Origin of the sequence: Terribacillus sp. 7520-G (assembly GCF_002271665.1) — a bacterium.
In the GTDB taxonomy this organism is placed as follows: Bacteria; Bacillota; Bacilli; order Bacillales; family Amphibacillaceae; genus Terribacillus.
Genome location: NZ_NQFP01000032.1, coordinates 1 through 16,013 on the forward strand (window position 1 = coordinate 1; position 16,013 = coordinate 16,013).

Annotated in this window: 17 protein-coding genes and 1 pseudogene; 7 read left to right on the plus strand and 11 right to left on the minus strand. The window is 42.8% G+C overall.

What is annotated here, in order from left to right; translation table 11 throughout:
• Positions 1-42: 42 nt before the first annotated feature.
• The 8 genes from CHH53_RS11850 to CHH53_RS11890 form a co-directional block, all read right to left on the minus strand.
• On the minus strand, positions 43-2,250 hold the full coding sequence (locus CHH53_RS11850) for an MMPL family transporter (RefSeq protein ID WP_095216350.1): 2,208 nt from the start codon (positions 2,248-2,250) through the stop codon (positions 43-45).
• Positions 2,251-2,353: 103 nt separating this feature from the next.
• The gene (locus tag CHH53_RS11855) at positions 2,354-3,007 is read right to left on the minus strand and encodes a response regulator transcription factor (protein ID WP_095216351.1); all 654 of its coding nucleotides are present in this window, start codon (positions 3,005-3,007) and stop codon (positions 2,354-2,356) included.
• Positions 3,004-4,203 (minus strand): sensor histidine kinase, encoded by a 1,200-nt coding sequence (locus CHH53_RS11860; RefSeq protein ID WP_095216352.1) that lies wholly within the window; start codon positions 4,201-4,203, stop codon positions 3,004-3,006. Before CHH53_RS11860 ends, CHH53_RS11855 begins: the two co-directional genes overlap by 4 nt.
• A gap of 43 nt (positions 4,204-4,246) precedes the next feature.
• Complete coding sequence (locus CHH53_RS17720) at positions 4,247-4,462, minus strand: TM2 domain-containing protein (protein WP_233135070.1); 216 nt, start codon at positions 4,460-4,462, stop codon at positions 4,247-4,249.
• Between the two features lie 139 nt (positions 4,463-4,601).
• The gene (locus CHH53_RS11870) at positions 4,602-5,609 is read right to left on the minus strand and encodes an ROK family protein (RefSeq protein WP_095216353.1); all 1,008 of its coding nucleotides are present in this window, start codon (positions 5,607-5,609) and stop codon (positions 4,602-4,604) included.
• 56 nt (positions 5,610-5,665) lie between these two features.
• A complete protein-coding gene (locus CHH53_RS11875; protein ID WP_095216365.1) occupies positions 5,666-6,046 on the minus strand; it encodes a VOC family protein in 381 nt (126 codons plus the stop codon).
• Between the two features lie 625 nt (positions 6,047-6,671).
• A complete protein-coding gene (paiA, locus tag CHH53_RS11885; protein ID WP_095216355.1) occupies positions 6,672-7,187 on the minus strand; it encodes a spermidine/spermine N(1)-acetyltransferase in 516 nt (171 codons plus the stop codon).
• A gap of 22 nt (positions 7,188-7,209) precedes the next feature.
• A complete protein-coding gene (locus CHH53_RS11890; protein WP_095216356.1) occupies positions 7,210-7,662 on the minus strand; it encodes a MarR family winged helix-turn-helix transcriptional regulator in 453 nt (150 codons plus the stop codon).
• Between the two features lie 495 nt (positions 7,663-8,157).
• Here CHH53_RS11890 and CHH53_RS11895 point away from each other — a divergent pair, with 495 nt between their 5' ends.
• Positions 8,158-8,691 (plus strand): winged helix-turn-helix domain-containing protein, encoded by a 534-nt coding sequence (locus CHH53_RS11895; RefSeq protein WP_158221552.1) that lies wholly within the window; start codon positions 8,158-8,160, stop codon positions 8,689-8,691.
• Positions 8,692-8,702: 11 nt separating this feature from the next.
• Here CHH53_RS11895 and CHH53_RS11900 read toward each other — a convergent pair whose 3' ends face one another.
• Positions 8,703-9,959 (minus strand): MFS transporter, encoded by a 1,257-nt coding sequence (locus CHH53_RS11900; protein ID WP_158221553.1) that lies wholly within the window; start codon positions 9,957-9,959, stop codon positions 8,703-8,705.
• Positions 9,960-10,363: 404 nt separating this feature from the next.
• Positions 10,364-10,801 carry a MarR family winged helix-turn-helix transcriptional regulator gene (locus CHH53_RS11905; protein ID WP_095216359.1) on the minus strand — a complete coding sequence of 146 codons (438 nt, stop codon included), beginning with the start codon at positions 10,799-10,801 and terminating at the stop codon, positions 10,364-10,366.
• A gap of 166 nt (positions 10,802-10,967) precedes the next feature.
• Here CHH53_RS11905 and CHH53_RS11910 point away from each other — a divergent pair, with 166 nt between their 5' ends.
• The 5 genes from CHH53_RS11910 to CHH53_RS11930 all read left to right on the plus strand — a co-directional run bounded on the left by CHH53_RS11910 (position 10,968) and on the right by CHH53_RS11930 (position 13,747).
• A complete protein-coding gene (locus CHH53_RS11910; protein ID WP_095216366.1) occupies positions 10,968-11,372 on the plus strand; it encodes a CidA/LrgA family protein in 405 nt (134 codons plus the stop codon).
• Positions 11,342-12,034 carry an LrgB family protein gene (locus CHH53_RS11915; RefSeq protein WP_095216360.1) on the plus strand — a complete coding sequence of 231 codons (693 nt, stop codon included), beginning with the start codon at positions 11,342-11,344 and terminating at the stop codon, positions 12,032-12,034. The genes CHH53_RS11910 and CHH53_RS11915 overlap by 31 nt, the downstream gene beginning before the upstream one ends.
• A 266-nt stretch (positions 12,035-12,300) precedes the next feature.
• On the plus strand, positions 12,301-12,633 hold the full coding sequence (locus CHH53_RS11920; protein ID WP_095216361.1) for a PadR family transcriptional regulator: 333 nt from the start codon (positions 12,301-12,303) through the stop codon (positions 12,631-12,633).
• 1 nt (position 12,634) lies between these two features.
• On the plus strand, positions 12,635-12,973 hold the full coding sequence (locus CHH53_RS11925) for a DUF1048 domain-containing protein (RefSeq protein WP_095216362.1): 339 nt from the start codon (positions 12,635-12,637) through the stop codon (positions 12,971-12,973).
• A 399-nt stretch (positions 12,974-13,372) separates the two neighbouring features.
• Entirely contained in the window at positions 13,373-13,747 is a 375-nt protein-coding gene (locus CHH53_RS11930; protein WP_143594496.1) for a hypothetical protein, read from the plus strand.
• 343 nt (positions 13,748-14,090) lie between these two features.
• Here CHH53_RS11930 and CHH53_RS11935 read toward each other — a convergent pair whose 3' ends face one another.
• Positions 14,091-15,452 carry an amino acid permease gene (locus tag CHH53_RS11935; RefSeq protein WP_095216364.1) on the minus strand — a complete coding sequence of 454 codons (1,362 nt, stop codon included), beginning with the start codon at positions 15,450-15,452 and terminating at the stop codon, positions 14,091-14,093.
• A 206-nt stretch (positions 15,453-15,658) separates the two neighbouring features.
• On the opposite strand from CHH53_RS11935, the pseudogene CHH53_RS11940 reads away from it, so the two are divergent.
• Positions 15,659-15,973, plus strand: a pseudogene (locus CHH53_RS11940) (IS3 family transposase); the annotation flags it as partial.
• Positions 15,974-16,013: the final 40 nt, after the last annotated feature.

Consider the following 16,013-nt stretch of genomic DNA (forward strand, 5'->3'; position numbering starts at 1 on the left):
CAGACCATGTACCTCACATGGTCTGCTGGATATTCTTTATGGTTAATTTGATTGGTACTGCTTCTGGTCGATTGGATCAGAAGCATTCTGTTCACTAAGTTTCTCGGACAATTCATGACCTTCCAAATCGACATTCGGTATGATTTTATCCAGCCATTTCGGCAGATACCATGATGCATGCCCCATCAGTTTCATTACTGCCGGGATGATCGCCAGCCTTACGATGAAGGCATCGAACAAGACACCGAATGTCAGGGCCAATCCCATTGATTTGATCATTGAATCCCCAGCGAAAATGAATCCCGCAAACACAAAGATCATGATCAAACCTGCGGCTGTTACGACAGGCCCGCTGTACTTTAGACCAGCAAGAATTGATTTTACGGGATCCTTCGTTACTGTATATTCTTCGTGCATGCGGCTGACTAGGAATACTTGATAATCCATAGCCAAACCGAAGAGGATGCCAATGACCAGGATTGGCAGAAATGCCAGGATCGGTCCCTCTTGAGGAATACCGAAGAGTCCATTTAAATTGCCGTCTTGCAAGATGAATACGGAGAATCCTAGTGTGGCCGTCATGGTGAGTAAGAAGCCGGCCACTGCAGTAAGCGGAACCAGCAAGGAACGGAACACGATCAGCAGCAGGACAAAAGCAAATCCGACTATGATCGCACCGAAGACGGGAATTGCATCGTTCAATTTTTCTGCGATATCAATATTGATTGCTGTCAGACCTGTGACCTGGAACGTGATCTCTTCCCCGCCATCATTCAAAGAAAGGTCTCTTATTTCGTGGACAAGATCGGCAGTACCACTGTCATTCGGGCCTGTTTCCGGTACCACACTGATAATGGCATACCGCCCGTCCTCATTAGGCATTGCAGGCGTCGCTTGACTTACATTATCCAACTTGGCAATTTCTTCTGTTGCTTTTTGGTATTGTTCAGATTGATCTCCGGTGGTTTCGGACGCATCAACCAGTACAGCCAACGTTCCATTGAAGCCATCTCCAAAACCATCTGCTAATAAGTCATATGCTTGCCGCGCTGGATCGTCTTCTGCTTTCATCCCATCATCCGGCAGCCCTAACCGCATATCTGCAGCTGGGATGCTGATTATTAACAGAATGACGACGCTGATGATAGCAATGATCAAAGGATGCTTCGTAATGAAACGCCCCCAGCCGTTGGATTCCGTTTGTTCTTTTGACTCTTCGGAGGACTTACTCAAAAGACGATTCGCCTTATTGATTCTGCTGCCGATGAGAGCCAGGACAGCAGGGCCGGCAGTAATCGAAACAAGCACCGCGAAAAGCACACTCAATGCAGCCGTGATTCCCATTGCTGCCAAAAATGGGATACCAACCACCGTCAGCCCGCACAAGGCTACGATGACTGTCAGACCAGCGAATATCACAGCTCCCCCAGCTGTACCGTTAGCCCTCGCAATCGATTCATTGATTTCGACTCCATCTTTCACCTGCTGCCTGTGCTTCGAGAAGATGAACAGGGCATAATCTATTCCGACAGCCAATCCAATCATGACGGAGAGTGACAAACTGAAAGATGTAATATCGAAAATACTAGAACCGATCAATGTCAAACCTATGCTGGTGATCAAACCTAGCAATGCGTTCAGAATCGGCAGACCCGCAACCAGGAAAGATGCAAAGGTAATGCTTAAAACAATGAAGGCCATGACGATACCGATCACTTCGGAGATGCCCCCGATTTCAAGCTCAAATGGCATGATGTCTCCCGAAAGTTCCACCTGCATCCCTTGGTCTTCAGCAATTTTCAAACTCTCTTTCGCATGTTCCAAAGAAGATGCAGGTACATCTTCCGCAGCCTCTTTATAAGTTATATCGGCATAAGCCACAGTTCCATCTGCGTTGATGGTTTGCGCTTCAAACGGGCTTGCCGCAGATTCCACTTCCTTATCTTCCTTTATTTTGGCCAACACCTCGCTAATCGCCTGCTGGGCGTTTTCCGATGTGAGATTCTCATCATCCTCGGCACCGAATACTATGCGCAAAGAACCTTTATCAGGCCCGCTGGGGAACTCCTCCTGCAATAGATCATTGGCTTTTTCAGATGGTGTACCAGGTATGCTCATATCGTCCGAGAAAGACGGCTTCAAGACCAAGGCAACGGAGAAAATGATCGCGATCAGTGCAACCCACACTGCCAATACTGTCTTTTTATGCAATGCACTCCATTTACCGAGCTTATATAACAATGTTGACATAAAAATCTCCCTTCTGATATCTAACTATCTACATGACTTACCTCATCATTTTAGAAGAATGGAATTCAGAAGGGATGTACGTTTGGGCAAATCATCAAAAATATCATAAATTATTGTGATTCAGATGAATCAGTCCCGCTTCGATCGCTACTGCTACCGCTTCCGTTCTAGAATCCACACCAAGCTTATTGAATATCCCTGTAAGTCTGGATTTGATGGTCCTTTCCGAAACGCCCATATCAAATGCAATTTCCTTGCTGGTCATACCCCTTGCGACAGCTTGGAGGATGACGATCTCCATACGGGAAAGCTGCACTTTTTCTTTTAGGTTCCGTCTCTTTTCCTGATAATTTCGGATTCTTTTCATCATGTCATCCCCTATCAGCGTCTTCCCGCTCATCGCAGCATCCAAGGAATGAAACAAAGATTCCAGACTGGTATCTTTCAGCAGATAGCCTTTCGCTCCGTAATCGAATCCTTCTGCCAGCAATTGGTCTTCATTATATGTCGTCAAAATAATGATAGGCAGATCGGGATGTGTGACGGATAAATTCCGGATCGCTTCCATCCCGCTCATCACAGGCATATATAGATCCATTAAAACGATATCCGGCTCCAATTCATTTACCAGCTCGATCGCTTCCGAGCCATTCCCTGCTTCACCGATGGTTTTATAGTTTCGGTTTGTTTCTATCAGCAGCTTGAGTCCTTCCCTGACTACTACATGATCATCTGCTATCAGTACTTTATGCGTCACCGTACTTCCCCCTTCAACGGAATGCTGACTGTCACTTTTGTTCCGTTCCCGATTCTGCTGTCTATCTTGATATCTCCTCCCAAAATCCTCATCCGCTCCTTCATCCCGATCAATCCATAATGACCTTGCTTATGCAGACTTTCATCCACGTCAAAACCAACTCCATCATCAGTGATCACCAGAAGTACATCCTTTTCCTGCGTGGATGAAACAGCTATGGCGACTTTACTAGCTTTGGCATACCTCGCAATATTCAGCAGACACTCACTTACGATCCTGGAGCAATGTTCTGTTACTGTCGGGGATACGGAATGCACGATCGCAAAGTCAAAATTGCAAGTTATGCCGGTAGCCGCCGCGAACTGCTGGATATGCTCACGTAAAATATATTCCAAATCCGTGCTTTCTTCATGAAGCCGCAAGTCGTCAATTACAAGACGGGAATTCGCCATCACCGTTCCTGCCCCCTCTATCGCCACTTGCGTTATCTGTTGGGCACGTTCGTAATTTCCATTGGATAGGTGGGCATTTATCGCCTCAAGCTGCATCTTGATACCGGCTAACCCCTGAGCTAGCGTATCATGCAAATCGCGTGCCATCCGCTGCCGCTCATGGTGCAGCGTCAAATTCTCGACCTGATGATGGACCTCCTCCAGTTCCTGCAGGAATTGCTGGGTCCTTATCCTTCCATTGACCTGCTTGAAGAAGATGGCAGCGTAGGCAACGATGATGATCGTGGAGGGAACAGCAACAACAAAGAAAATGAACAAGCTTTCTTTCGGAACAATGATAATGGATGCAATGATGGACAGACCTATCAATATAACAAAAAAAGCGCTCCGTTTTTGTCCGACCATTCCTATTACCTGCCCTAAAAGCAAAGGAAACAATGCAATGATCGTTGCATAGAGGTCGTACATAAAAAAGGCACTGCCATACACGATCATTCCCTGTACGACAAAGTACATCCAGGCTCTTTTCGGCAGGAATCGGTCGGAAAACCAGTATAATATGCTAAAAGTGAGTATCAATAAACTGAAAAGTCCATAATGCAGGAACGAACTGCCCGCCCCGATTTGCAGGAACATAGACGCAGTAAAAGCGATGAAAATCCAAATCAAGCCCGGGATCCTTGCTGCCACCATGTTATTGTATTCTTGTTTTATATTGTTTTGGTGATCTGCATAGTTGTCCATTTAATATCTCCTAAAATATACGTAAGATTATTATGCACTATAATCAGATATTCTGTCTTTCCCCTTTGGGCATCTGAATCGTTTTTGTTACATACATAAAAAAGAGAAAAAACCGGCTGCTGCTTGCTGCAGCTGCCGATCCTTCATCTGTTATATTTCGCATCGAAATCTTCATCCGACTGAAATAAATCAGCCCTTCAACAAAACCTACGATAGCTGGAATGATGGTCCATGAAAATACTAAATACAGAATCCCCATCCAGATTTTCCCTAAATAAAATTGTGAATTCCTAAATTACTCAATAAAATCCCTAGTACACCCGCAACGGTCTTATTCTTCATGGCTGCTCCCTTAGACGAAATAATGCCGGGTCAATGGCATGATCAATCAAAACCATTCACGAATGAATCCCCATGCCGATCAAATTCCATTTTGCTATTTCCCATAGCCCTTCCTGATAATCTTTATCCCAGTCGCTGATGCATAATTCGGGCAGATGATCTGCTGGAAAATATTCTTTTGTTTTTTCAGCGGCTTTATTCAAGAATGCTTCACTGACTTCTCCCTGATGAAAAATGATATGCGAGGGGTTCAACAATGCGCTGATGGTCTGGATCAATTTTGAGATTAACGCTGCAGATTTCTCATCTCTCTTTTCAAACCTGGTCCCGGGGAGGAATCTGTTATCCTCACACAAGGGAATGAAGGAGATTTCCCCGCTGAACATCGTATGTCCCCTCACCAGGTTCCCATTGATCAGAATGCCGGCACCAGGTCCATTTTTCCCCATGTATAGGTACACAAGGGATACTTCATTCGACAATCCCCTTCTCTTCTGATAACCAATGACTGCTGCATTCATATCATTTTCAATAGTTAAACCAACTGGCAAATTCAAAGCGGTACTTATATTTTGGTTTGCATAAAGCGGATAGTCCGGGATATAGCTTATCCTCTCACCGTTCACGGCCCCGGGTATACCCATCGCGATCGTTCTTATGGATGGGTTGTCTGCAAGTTTTGTCTGCAGGAATGCAGCTAAATCAGAAGGATCATGCTCCAATAAGCTCTCTGCAGTTGCTTCAAGGATTTTTTGGTTACATGCATCAGTAATGACATACTTCGTTTCCTCTTTTTCAAGATAAATCAGCAATGCATGGGAAAAGTCCGGATTATAAGCATAGCTGCGCGCTCTCCTTCCTCCTGCCGATGGAGTAAGGCCCAAGGAGAGTACTTCTCCTCGGTTTACCATCTCCCCGATGAATTTGCCGGCAGTGGGAAAGCTTATCGAAAGAGCCTCGGCAATTTCTGCCTTGGACATCCTATGATGATCCATCAGCAAACGTCTTATTCCCTTTGTTATTTTTATCTTCACCTTATCCTGCATCGTCATCCGATCATCCAACTTGAACACTTCCCTTTATACTTAACGCGGGCGGGATTACCACCGACTGTACCCCTCTATATGGTGATTTCGACAATATTTCCTTCCGGATCTTCTATGACACTCTCATAATAGCCATCTCCCGTTGTGCGCGGATTTCCCTTGATTGTATAACCGTCCACCTTAAGTTTTTCAGTCAAACTGTCCACCGCTTCTTTACTGCCAACAGAAAATGCAGTATGCGCCCACCCTAAATGATCGGGGGTCGATTGTCCATTTATCGTCTCCTTCCTCATCAACTCCAATCTCGAACCATCGGAAAAGGCAAGGAAATAAGAAGAAAAGCCCTTCTTTTCATTTACATATAAGCTGTTGCTTTTTGCGCCGAAATAATGCGTATAAAACTTTCTCATCTTTTCGATATCTTTCACCCAAATGGCAATATGTTCAATTTTCAACATCAAAACCCCTTCCGCTACTTATTAAACTAGAAGTGCATAAATTTTAGCTCACCAGCAGCTAAAAGCATCTTTGGAATGGTAAGCAAATTCTCTTCATTCGCAAAAACTGGCTACTGCTTGTGTACGCTCACACGCATTCGCAACCACAATCTGTAAAAATGGCAGATACATTAATTCCGTATCATTCTCCCTTCTCCTGCAGTAATTACGTCTGAAGCATACATCCTGGAATCGATCTCATGTCAAATAAAATATTATTTACAATCATTTCCTTCAAACAACACATAATGTACACAGGAGCTATTTATAATGAGAAAAATGAAAAAAGTAAAAGGAGACGTAAGATGTTATTGCTTTTATTTGGTTTGCTTATTGTAGTCATTATAACCATCACAACGCCTAAAGATCTTTTTCATTCTTCGGACGACATCTCTGCAGCAGTCACGCAGCAAGCTAAAATTGACGCTGAAAATTATATAAATTCGACTCGAAACCAGAACCGCTCTTGATTTTCACTCACTGGCTGCGCTTTTCGTACACTGCATTAAAAAGAGCATGCCCAAAGCATGCTCTTTTTGCCGACTAATCGAGATATTCCTTGCTGTGGATGAAGTGTACAACTTCAAAGCGTTTTCGTCAGTATAAAGTCCGTCTGTTCCTCGTCCCCCATATAAAAAGAATGTGCTCCAGTTTTTACAAATCCATTTTTTTCATAGAAAGCAATTGCATTTGGATTCTTTTCCCATACCCCGAGCCAGATAATCTTCTTCTCCAAGTCCCCCGCTATTTCCACCGCTTTATTCATCAGGTGATTGCCCAGCCCCTGTTTTTGAAATTTCGTCCTTATATAAATCCTTTCAATTTCAAGAGACTCTTCGTCCATTTTTTCAGTCTGCGCTTCCCCGGTGTTCACTTTAAGATAACCAGCAAGTTCCTCTTCCTGATAGATGAAAAAGAACGAAGAAGCGCCATTCATCAATTCCTTCTCTAATTGTGCCAAAGTAAATGCTTTATCCAAATAAGCCTTCATATTTTCAGGTGTATTCTGTTCTTTGAATGTATCATTGAATGTTTCGATACTAATCTTTTGCAGCATCGATAGATCTGCAAGGCTGCATCTTCTGATAGTTATCGGCATTGACGATTGCTCCTTCATGACATCAATAGTCTCTTTTATTTCCTTTTTTAACATATTCCCAATCTTTTTCCACATTCTTTCTCGCTCTTTGCAGAAGCTGAAAAAGGCTTTCGATTTCAGTTTCAGAAAATCCATTCAGTGCGACCATGTTGGAATGATCATTTTCTCTGATGATCGAATGGTAAACCTCTTTTCCCTTCTCGGTCGGGAACAGTTTTTTTATCTTCCGATTATGCCGATCATCCCGCTTTTCAATGAAGTCATTGGCCGCAAGTTTTTTTATGGCACGCGCTGCGGTCGTTCTATCCACCTTGATCATCTCTGCTAACTTCTCTTGGATGATTCCTGGGTTCTCCACTATACGCACAAGGTACAAATACTGTCCCTTGGCAAGGTCAAATTCTTTAAATTCGATATTGCTGATAGAATCCAAAGCCCTGGCAATCATTCCGATTTCCCTCAGGATTTCTTTCATATGGACACCTCTATCGGATTGATATGTTTGCTATCATAGTAAATCAATTTTATTGCATTTGCAATAAAATCACAAAGATAACTCCTGCTTAAAATTTAAGAAACAAGGTTTAACTTCTTTTAAATCGGGGATATAAATAAAGTTGGGAGGATAGTGATGAGGTGCGTTTATCTGAAAAAAAACTAATGTATAGGGAGCTAGTCCGATTAATGCATGATTTTGAAAGATGTCCGAATGATTACATCAAGAAGCACATTAACCAAGACATCGCTTAAATAAAAAAAGCAATTCAATATGAAAATTAACTCTCCGCTTATCGTAGATCAAGACGGGGAGTTTTTGTTATGTAAAGGAAGTTTGCTGCTGCTCAGCTGAAGTGTTTCTCCTCTCGGCATAAGTCTTCCATTAAAAACTTAAGGGAATCAATCACCTTTATATTTCTTGATTACTAGGTTAATCTTAAGGTAATAAATCAACTAAATGGAGCGCTCAATCATGGATGAAAAGGAACTGAATCTAATAAAAAATTTGTTCAATTATCAAAGGATGCGAATTTTAAGAGCCCTGCAAGGCAAAGAGAAAACAATTAAAGAGATAGCCAAGGATCTGGAGGAGAAACCATCCAGGCTTTACTATCATATCAATCAATTAGAGGAAATAAACTTGATAAAGGTAATAAGAGAGGAGAAAGTGAATAATCTGACTCAAAAAATATATACTGCAAACACCCCTGATTTCAACGATGAATTCAATTGGGTTGGAGAAACTGCTTCCCGAAATAAAGATTATATCTTTACTCAACTCCATTCCCATATCGAAGCAGCTCTATCAGCTATATATAATGATTTAGAGAATAATCCTTCCTCCCCCCATTCAGAGGCCAGCTTGATAAATGCCTCCTTGACTAGAGATGAATGGAAAGAAGTGAATAAAAAAATACGTGATTTAATCTCTGAAAGGGATAAGGAAAACTCAGAGAAGGAACTTTTACATTCCAAATACATCATTCTTACGTACTTGGAAGGATAAAAAAATCACTCTTAGGAGTGACTTTTTACTTGAGCGACTTTAAAATGATACGCTGCTGACAGATTCATTTTGGAAGGGAAATTCCTTAAAGGTTTACTGATGATCCAAAAGGCAGCTACGAACAGCAGCCCCACACCTCCGCTCACGAAAATGATAGTACTGTTTAAAACTGTCGCCATCCCTCCTCCAATAAGAGACCCCAATGGGGCTGCAATGCCTGTCATACTTGCAATCAAAGAGAAAACCCTTCCGAGGTGACTGCTGGGTACCATTTGCTGGATCACAGCAATGAATATCACATTGGTCATGCCGATGGTTATATAACTAGCAGAAAACATTACCAAAGAAATCAAATTATTTTCGATGAATCCAGCCGAAATCCAGGAAAAACCGGATAAAGCAAATCCAACGATGGTAATGACGCCTATTGGAAACCTTTCAAGAAAGTTTGCTGCCATTGCCCCTAACAGCAACCCAGCTGACAGCCCGCCTAGATAAAAACCATATAAATGCGCACCGCCTCTATCCGAGGTAAACTCAGGTAAGACTGCAGTCAGAGAACCAATCATAAAATTCGCCACTGCTGATGCGAGTAAAAATTTCGGGATAATACTTTTTTGAACACTTCTGCATCCCTCGAATAAGTCGTTCTTATAAGCAAGTATACTTTCCCGAAAAGAACCCTTCCCTCTTTTCATTTTGCTGCTGGATTTGTTTATCCTCAAAAAACTAAATAGCAATGCTGCCATCATGAAAAAAATTGCATCTATCCAGAAGACAGCTATCATACCGACAATGGTTATAAAGATTCCTGAGATGCCAGTGAGAATTATATCCAAAGATTGGTACGTGATATTCATAAGCGAATTGGCTCTGACTAGCTTTTCCTCTTTGACAATTTTGGGGACTAAAGCATATTGAGTAGGATAGGTTAATTGCTGGATTGCAGACATAATCGGCATGACTGTCAGGACAACCCAAACTGTGAGGAAATCAAAGTAATACAGGATAGGAATGAAACATAAAATGCCCCCTTGCAGCAGCTGATTTAGGATTAGTATCCAATAGTGGCTCAAGCGATCTACAATTGGTCCATATAGAAATTGCAGGGCTTGGGGTGCCATAGTAAGGAATCCGGCCAAGCCTGTATAAAAAGAACTACCAGACAATTGATAAACCAAAAGCATGGCCGCTATAGCGTAAATGCTGTCGCCGATATTTGTTATGACTCGCCCTGATAATAATACATAAAATGATCTTCCCAACATCAACACCTCCATTAAAATTATTTTAACGATAAATTAATTTTCTCGCTACATGTTTTGGGTATAATAAAGAAGAAATCATTCGACAATTATCAACAAACTTATGGACGGACAAACCGGAATGATCGGGATAAAAGTCAGACGATAACTTCGTACCTGTGATGCCGTACTGTCAGCAAATCAATGGGATTAACCCTAAAACAAAGGGAGTTAAGCGAATATGCTAATCATGCAGAAAGCCTATAACCGCTATGGTTATAGGCTTCCATTTGTAAAAAAAGATTAAAAACCGTCGAGGGCAATAATCAAAACAGCGCATAGCTTCCTGCGTACAGAAGATAGCGTAATCCCAGATCGACTCTTTTGTAAATATTCACCTTGGCTGGCCCGACATGGATAAGTGACTATCAATCGATAAGGGCCTCATTCATACGGAACAAAAGCTCTCCGAATATTTCCCTTTCCTCATCCGACCAGTTCCTGAGCATCTCCCGGTAACTGCCGATCCGCTTCTTCTTGTCTTCCTTCAGCTTTGCTTTCCCCTGCTCCGTTATATAAAATATACTGCTTCTTTTATCGTTTGGATCCTGTGAGCGGGCAATCAGTCCCTTTGCTTCTACGGCAGCAGCTTGACGCGATAAAGTGGATATATCCAGCTTGAAGCTATCTGCCAGGGCTTTCAATCGTGCCGGGCCACATGCCTCCAGCTCCCGGAGCAGCAGGTAGACAGCTCGTTCCAAATCGCCTATCTTGTTCTCCGAGTTGTCTTTATATACAGCCCTCCTGATCAATGTAGTCATTTCATATTCAATACGTTCAATTGATTCCCTTTCCGTTGGCTTCATTTCCTTCCTCCTCATGACAATCGCAATATATTGACAAACCGACACATTATTGTATAATACAAATATATACTTGTACTATACAATAAAATCATCAAATAATAAAGCGTTATTGATAGGAAAGGAGGGAAGCTATTCTTCTTGTGGGTACAAGGGAATGGCTTTATTTATGAGAACCATCCGTATTATCATACAAGTCGCGATTTTGTCCGTTTTTTCAGTGGCAGGGACTATGGTGCATAATTTGCTTCACATCCCCCTTCCCGGCAGTATAATCGGACTGATTTTGCTGCTCATTTGTTTATCATGCAAATGGATCCCAGTCAGCCTCATCAGTGATGGAGCTGGATTTTTGCTGGCAATCCTGCCCTTACTATTCATCCCGGCCATGGTCGGGATCATGGATTATCCATCCTTTTTCTCCATCCATGGCGCCATCCTGACAGCCGTTGTGATCGCAAGTACTGTGATTACCATCATTACGGCTGGAGCAGTAAGCCAGTTCATGGAAAAGAAAATCAATAAGCGAAAGAAGAGAACAGCATGCAACCATTCATCCTCGCAGTCGGTATAATCCTGGCGACAGTCGGTGTTTATGTCGCGGCTGGGAAATTATACAAGCGTTTTCCTTATCCTTTTTTCATCCCGGTGATTACGACCACTGCCGTCCTGATCATCCTTTTACTGCTTTGCAATATGTCATATGAGGATTATATGGTTGGAGGGAAATGGATCAATGCCCTCCTTGGTCCAGGTGTAGTGGCACTGGCTTACCCTCTTTATAATAACCGGAAAATCCTCCTGCAGAATATAGCGCCGATCCTATCCGGCGTTTGTATCGGGGCTCTTTTCGGCATGAGCAGCGGGATCGTATTCGTCGAATTACTCGGCAGCAGCCATGATCTGATTGTCTCGGTCATCCCTAAATCAATCACGACTCCCGTAGCATTGCAGCTCACGGACACATTGGGAGGCATTCCATCCATGACGGCTATCTTCGTCATGATCGCCGGTATTTCCGGCGTTGTGATCGGACCTTTGATCCTGAAATGGGTGCGTGTGCACAGCTTTGTCGGCAAAGGCATTGCCCTTGGCAGTGCTTCCCATGCATTGGGTACTGCAAGAACGATGGAATATGGCGAACTGGCTGTATCGATGAGCTCGGTCTCGATGACATTGAGCGCTCTGCTGGGATCCGTTTTTGGCCCGATAGTCGTATGGCTGTTTCAGCTTTGACAAGGCTTTATCTTTCTTCTCAAATTCCAATAATCTGATCGGTAATCCGAATGGTGTCATTCCAGATATGCACCATTCGGATTTTTCAATTGAAATGGAGATCTCCTCTCTTCCTCCTGCAGGTCGGGATCATTTCATGCTTTCTTGACATGCCCAGGTATTATGTATTACTATATACCAGTAATAAGTAATGACGAATATCAGTAACACTGAATATAAGTGTTGCATAGCAATAAGTATAGTTAACGAAAAATGGAGGGGCAGAATTGGAAAATATTACAGAAATGCTGAAAGGGGTGCTGGAGGGCTGTGTTCTTGAAATCATCAGCCGCGGTGAAACCTATGGCTATGAAATTACACAGCAGCTGCGGGATCTTGGCTTCACCGATGTAGTGGAAGGGACAGTTTATACGATCACCATGCGTCTTGAGAAAAACAATCTAGTGGACATCGAGAAAAAAGCATCCACCATGGGGCCACCGAGAAAATTCTACAAACTCAATGCAGCGGGGCAGGAGAGACTCAAATCTTTTTGGGAAAAATGGGAATTCGTTTCAAGCAAAATTCACGAACTCAAAACAAATCAAAAGGAGAAATAAAATGAGCATCATAAAAAAGATTATCGGAGATTTGGATGACAAACGGGAATGGAAGGCAATGGAGAAACGTGCGAATGCACTTCCAAACGAGTACCAAGATGCGTACAGCGCCATCAAGAAATATATGTGGGCTTCAAGCGGCCTTTCCGACTGGCAGGACATCAGCCGCATCTTCGGCGGCATTCTCGACCTCTTAGAGCAAGGTGCTGCTGAAGGCAGGAAAGTCACAGATCTTACAGGTGAAGACGTAGCCGATTTCTGTGATGAACTAGCAAAGGACACGAAAACCTGGAAGGACAAATATCGCACGAAGCTGAACGATTCGATTAATCGCAGCTGATGGCAACAAGGAAATAAAATGGCTGATCACTGAATAGCTGGGCGATAAATGAGATTGCACCATTCCTGTTCAGTTATATTTTCATCCGGTAATCAGTGTTACTGATTACCAGTAGAGATTGAGGTGATTCAACCACTGCTTCCCTATCCAGTTCATCGTGTTGGCCCCTGTATCTTAAAAGCATGGAATCCTTTGACATCTAGGATTCCATGCTTTTTCATTCCGACTGATTTATGAGCCCGCGACTTCTCCCCTAAACCTTTTATTTACGGTCATAGCTCCATGATCTCTGCCACAGCCTCTCCTTTACTGATCAAAGATCGAACCCGCATAGTAATTACTGGAAGATAATGATATATTATGAAGGTGATTTTTTATAGAAAGAAGGCTGCTCCCTACATGACCATTAAAATAACACGAAAAAAGAATTTTTACGGTGGTCTAGACCGTATTAAATTATATGTCAATGATCAGATGCTGACCAAGCTTAGAAATGGCGAGACGTATGAGTTTGAACCAAACAGCAATCTTGTCCATATAAGGACCAGCGTCCAAGGCATTTGGAACAGTGATAAAATGAAGGTCAAGGATGGATCTTCCATCACGATAAAAGTGAACCCCTTAATAAAAAACTTGCATTTGATCAGTCTTCCAGCTCTGACTTGCGGTATATGTATTAGCTATCATTTTTTCCTCATTACTTTTATATTACTTTTTGCCATGTCCCTGCTAGCTGATGGCAAAAGTCATATTTTGAGTGTGGATAACGACTGATTTCCACGTATGCCCATTAGGTTCAGCTGCATAACACTGCTGTTAAGCAAGATGCGGACCAACCGCTCTCAGTTTGCGACTAAAAGAGTACTGACGCTATTTGGCCGTTTTGTAGGCTGATCCATTGATGCATTATAAGGTCCTGTCCACATCTTACAGGAGCATCAGGAGGCTATGAAAGCAACAGGCATTACCGCTGATCATGTCTCCATCGAATCGTTTCATGCTTTTATATAGATGCAGCCCCCAGTTAGTTTAAAAGGGGGCTGCATCGCTAAGCTTTCATTCTCACGGCAATGCATTAAAGAAAATGCGTGTCCCTGTAAGGAGGGACACGCATCATTCATTCTTTCTTCAGCTTATATCCTATTACAAGGATAAGTATCCATACTGGCATAATATAAAGAGCCAAACGATAATCCGGCATGAAGCCGATGATGACAAGTACCGCTACGAGGAATAAGAGTACGACATAATTGGTGACAGGATACAGCGGCAGCTTAAAAGATAATTTGCTTGCTGCCTCCCTCCCTATGCGCTTCCGGAATGCCAAATGAATGATAATGATCATGATCCAGTTGATGACACCTGCAACAGTCGCAGTAGCCATCACGTAGCCGAATACCTTTTCCGGGAATAAGTAATTAATGATGACAGCAATTCCTGCCACTGTCGAAGAAAGTAATATAGCTGGTACTGGTGCACCTGTCCGTTTCCCGACACGGTGCAGGAACCGGGGCGCGTTGCCTTGCTTCGCCAAGGAATGCAGCATGCGTCCATTACTGTACAAACCGCTATTGTGCGCCGACACAGCTGCCGTCAAAACAACCAGATTCAATATTCCAGCTGCTGCCGGGATACCGATACCATCGAGTATTTGGACAAATGGACTGCTTTCCCCGTCAATCTGATTCCATGGGAAGATAGACGTAATCACAATCATCGTACCCACATAAAAGATCAAGATGCGGTAAACAACTTGATTGATTGCCTTGGGAATCGTCTTCTTAGGTGTCTCCACCTCACCTGCGGTTATACCTACAAGCTCAACTCCGCCGAAGCTGAACATCACGGGGACAATGGAAAGTAGAACACCTACCATCCCATTCGGCAAGAACCCTCCTTCATCAAAAAGATTGGAGAATCCAGTCGGTACGCCTTCATTTCCAATACCAGTGAAGATGATTACCAGGCCGAGCACTATCATGCCAATGATGGCTATCACTTTGATCAGAGCGAAATAAAACTCGAATTCACCATATAACTTGACACTTAATAGGTTTATGCAAGTAATTATGATCAGGAAGCCGAATGCTGTCACCCAAGTCGGCACTTCCGGAAACCAATACTGGACATATACACCGACGACCGTCAACTCAGCCATCGTTACAGCAACGTAATTGAACCAATAGTTCCATCCCGAGAAGAAACCGAAAAAGTCTCCTAAGTTCTCATAAGCATAGTAACTGATGGATCCAGAATTTGGATTATCGACAGAAAGTTCTCCCAGGGCCCGCATGATCAGGAAAATCATCAAGCCGCCCACCAGATAAGCAAGCGGGATAGCCGGACCTGCCAATCCAATGGAAGACGCAGAGCCATAAAATAAACCGGTTCCAATCGCCCCGCCCAGTGCAATCATCTGCACATGGCGATTTTTCAAACCTTTTTGTAAATCATTTTTCGATCGATTGTTTCTTTCCATATCAAAGCCCCTTGCTGCCAATCTTACCCACGTTGTTCTATTTATTTGATAGAAAAGCAGCCTACAAATATACCCTCTATTATAATTGCCCAAAATTATAATAGAAATAGTGAATGATGTGGGTCATAGTATATGTTATATCAAATGAACTTAATGATAAACCTAAAAAGATTCTTAACTTTTTCAATTAGAGGATTCCGATAAGAACATTGCCTGAGAACTGCATATTACATAGTGATCAAGGGTCGGTGTATACATCATATGAGTATCAGAAAGCTGTAAAAGCAAAAGGCATTACCATGAGCATGTCCCGGAAAGGAACGCCCGCTGATAATGCCACCATCGAATCGTTTCATTCCTCACTAAAGTCTGAAACGTTCTATCTCAACAGTATCGATCGAACTACGACGGCCATCGTAGAGCGTACTGTCGAAGAATACATTCATTATTATAACAATATTCGTATTCAAACGAAACTAAATAACCAATCACCGATACAATATCGACAATTGGCTGTTTGAAGGTGTTTTGATCCCTGTCTCAAAAACGGGGGTCAGTCCC

What these genes read in the sequence shown, in the direction of transcription:
- CHH53_RS11850 (WP_095216350.1), bottom strand. Translation starts at nt 2,250, where the DNA reads ATGTCAACATTGTTATATAAGCTCGGTAAATGGAGTGCATTGCATAAA.
- CHH53_RS11860 (WP_095216352.1), bottom strand. Translation starts at nt 4,203, where the DNA reads ATGGACAACTATGCAGATCACCAAAACAATATAAAACAAGAATACAAT.
- CHH53_RS17720 (WP_233135070.1), bottom strand. Translation starts at nt 4,462, where the DNA reads ATGGGGATTCTGTATTTAGTATTTTCATGGACCATCATTCCAGCTATC.
- paiA (WP_095216355.1), bottom strand. Translation starts at nt 7,187, where the DNA reads ATGCCGATAACTATCAGAAGATGCAGCCTTGCAGATCTATCGATGCTG.
- CHH53_RS11890 (WP_095216356.1), bottom strand. Translation starts at nt 7,662, where the DNA reads ATGAAAGAAATCCTGAGGGAAATCGGAATGATTGCCAGGGCTTTGGAT.
- CHH53_RS11895 (WP_158221552.1), top strand. Translation starts at nt 8,158, where the DNA reads ATGGATGAAAAGGAACTGAATCTAATAAAAAATTTGTTCAATTATCAA.
- CHH53_RS11900 (WP_158221553.1), bottom strand. Translation starts at nt 9,959, where the DNA reads ATGTTGGGAAGATCATTTTATGTATTATTATCAGGGCGAGTCATAACA.
- CHH53_RS11905 (WP_095216359.1), bottom strand. Translation starts at nt 10,801, where the DNA reads ATGAAGCCAACGGAAAGGGAATCAATTGAACGTATTGAATATGAAATG.
- CHH53_RS11910 (WP_095216366.1), top strand. Translation starts at nt 10,968, where the DNA reads ATGAGAACCATCCGTATTATCATACAAGTCGCGATTTTGTCCGTTTTT.
- CHH53_RS11915 (WP_095216360.1), top strand. Translation starts at nt 11,342, where the DNA reads ATGCAACCATTCATCCTCGCAGTCGGTATAATCCTGGCGACAGTCGGT.
- CHH53_RS11925 (WP_095216362.1), top strand. Translation starts at nt 12,635, where the DNA reads ATGAGCATCATAAAAAAGATTATCGGAGATTTGGATGACAAACGGGAA.
- CHH53_RS11930 (WP_143594496.1), top strand. Translation starts at nt 13,373, where the DNA reads ATGACCATTAAAATAACACGAAAAAAGAATTTTTACGGTGGTCTAGAC.
- CHH53_RS11935 (WP_095216364.1), bottom strand. Translation starts at nt 15,452, where the DNA reads ATGGAAAGAAACAATCGATCGAAAAATGATTTACAAAAAGGTTTGAAA.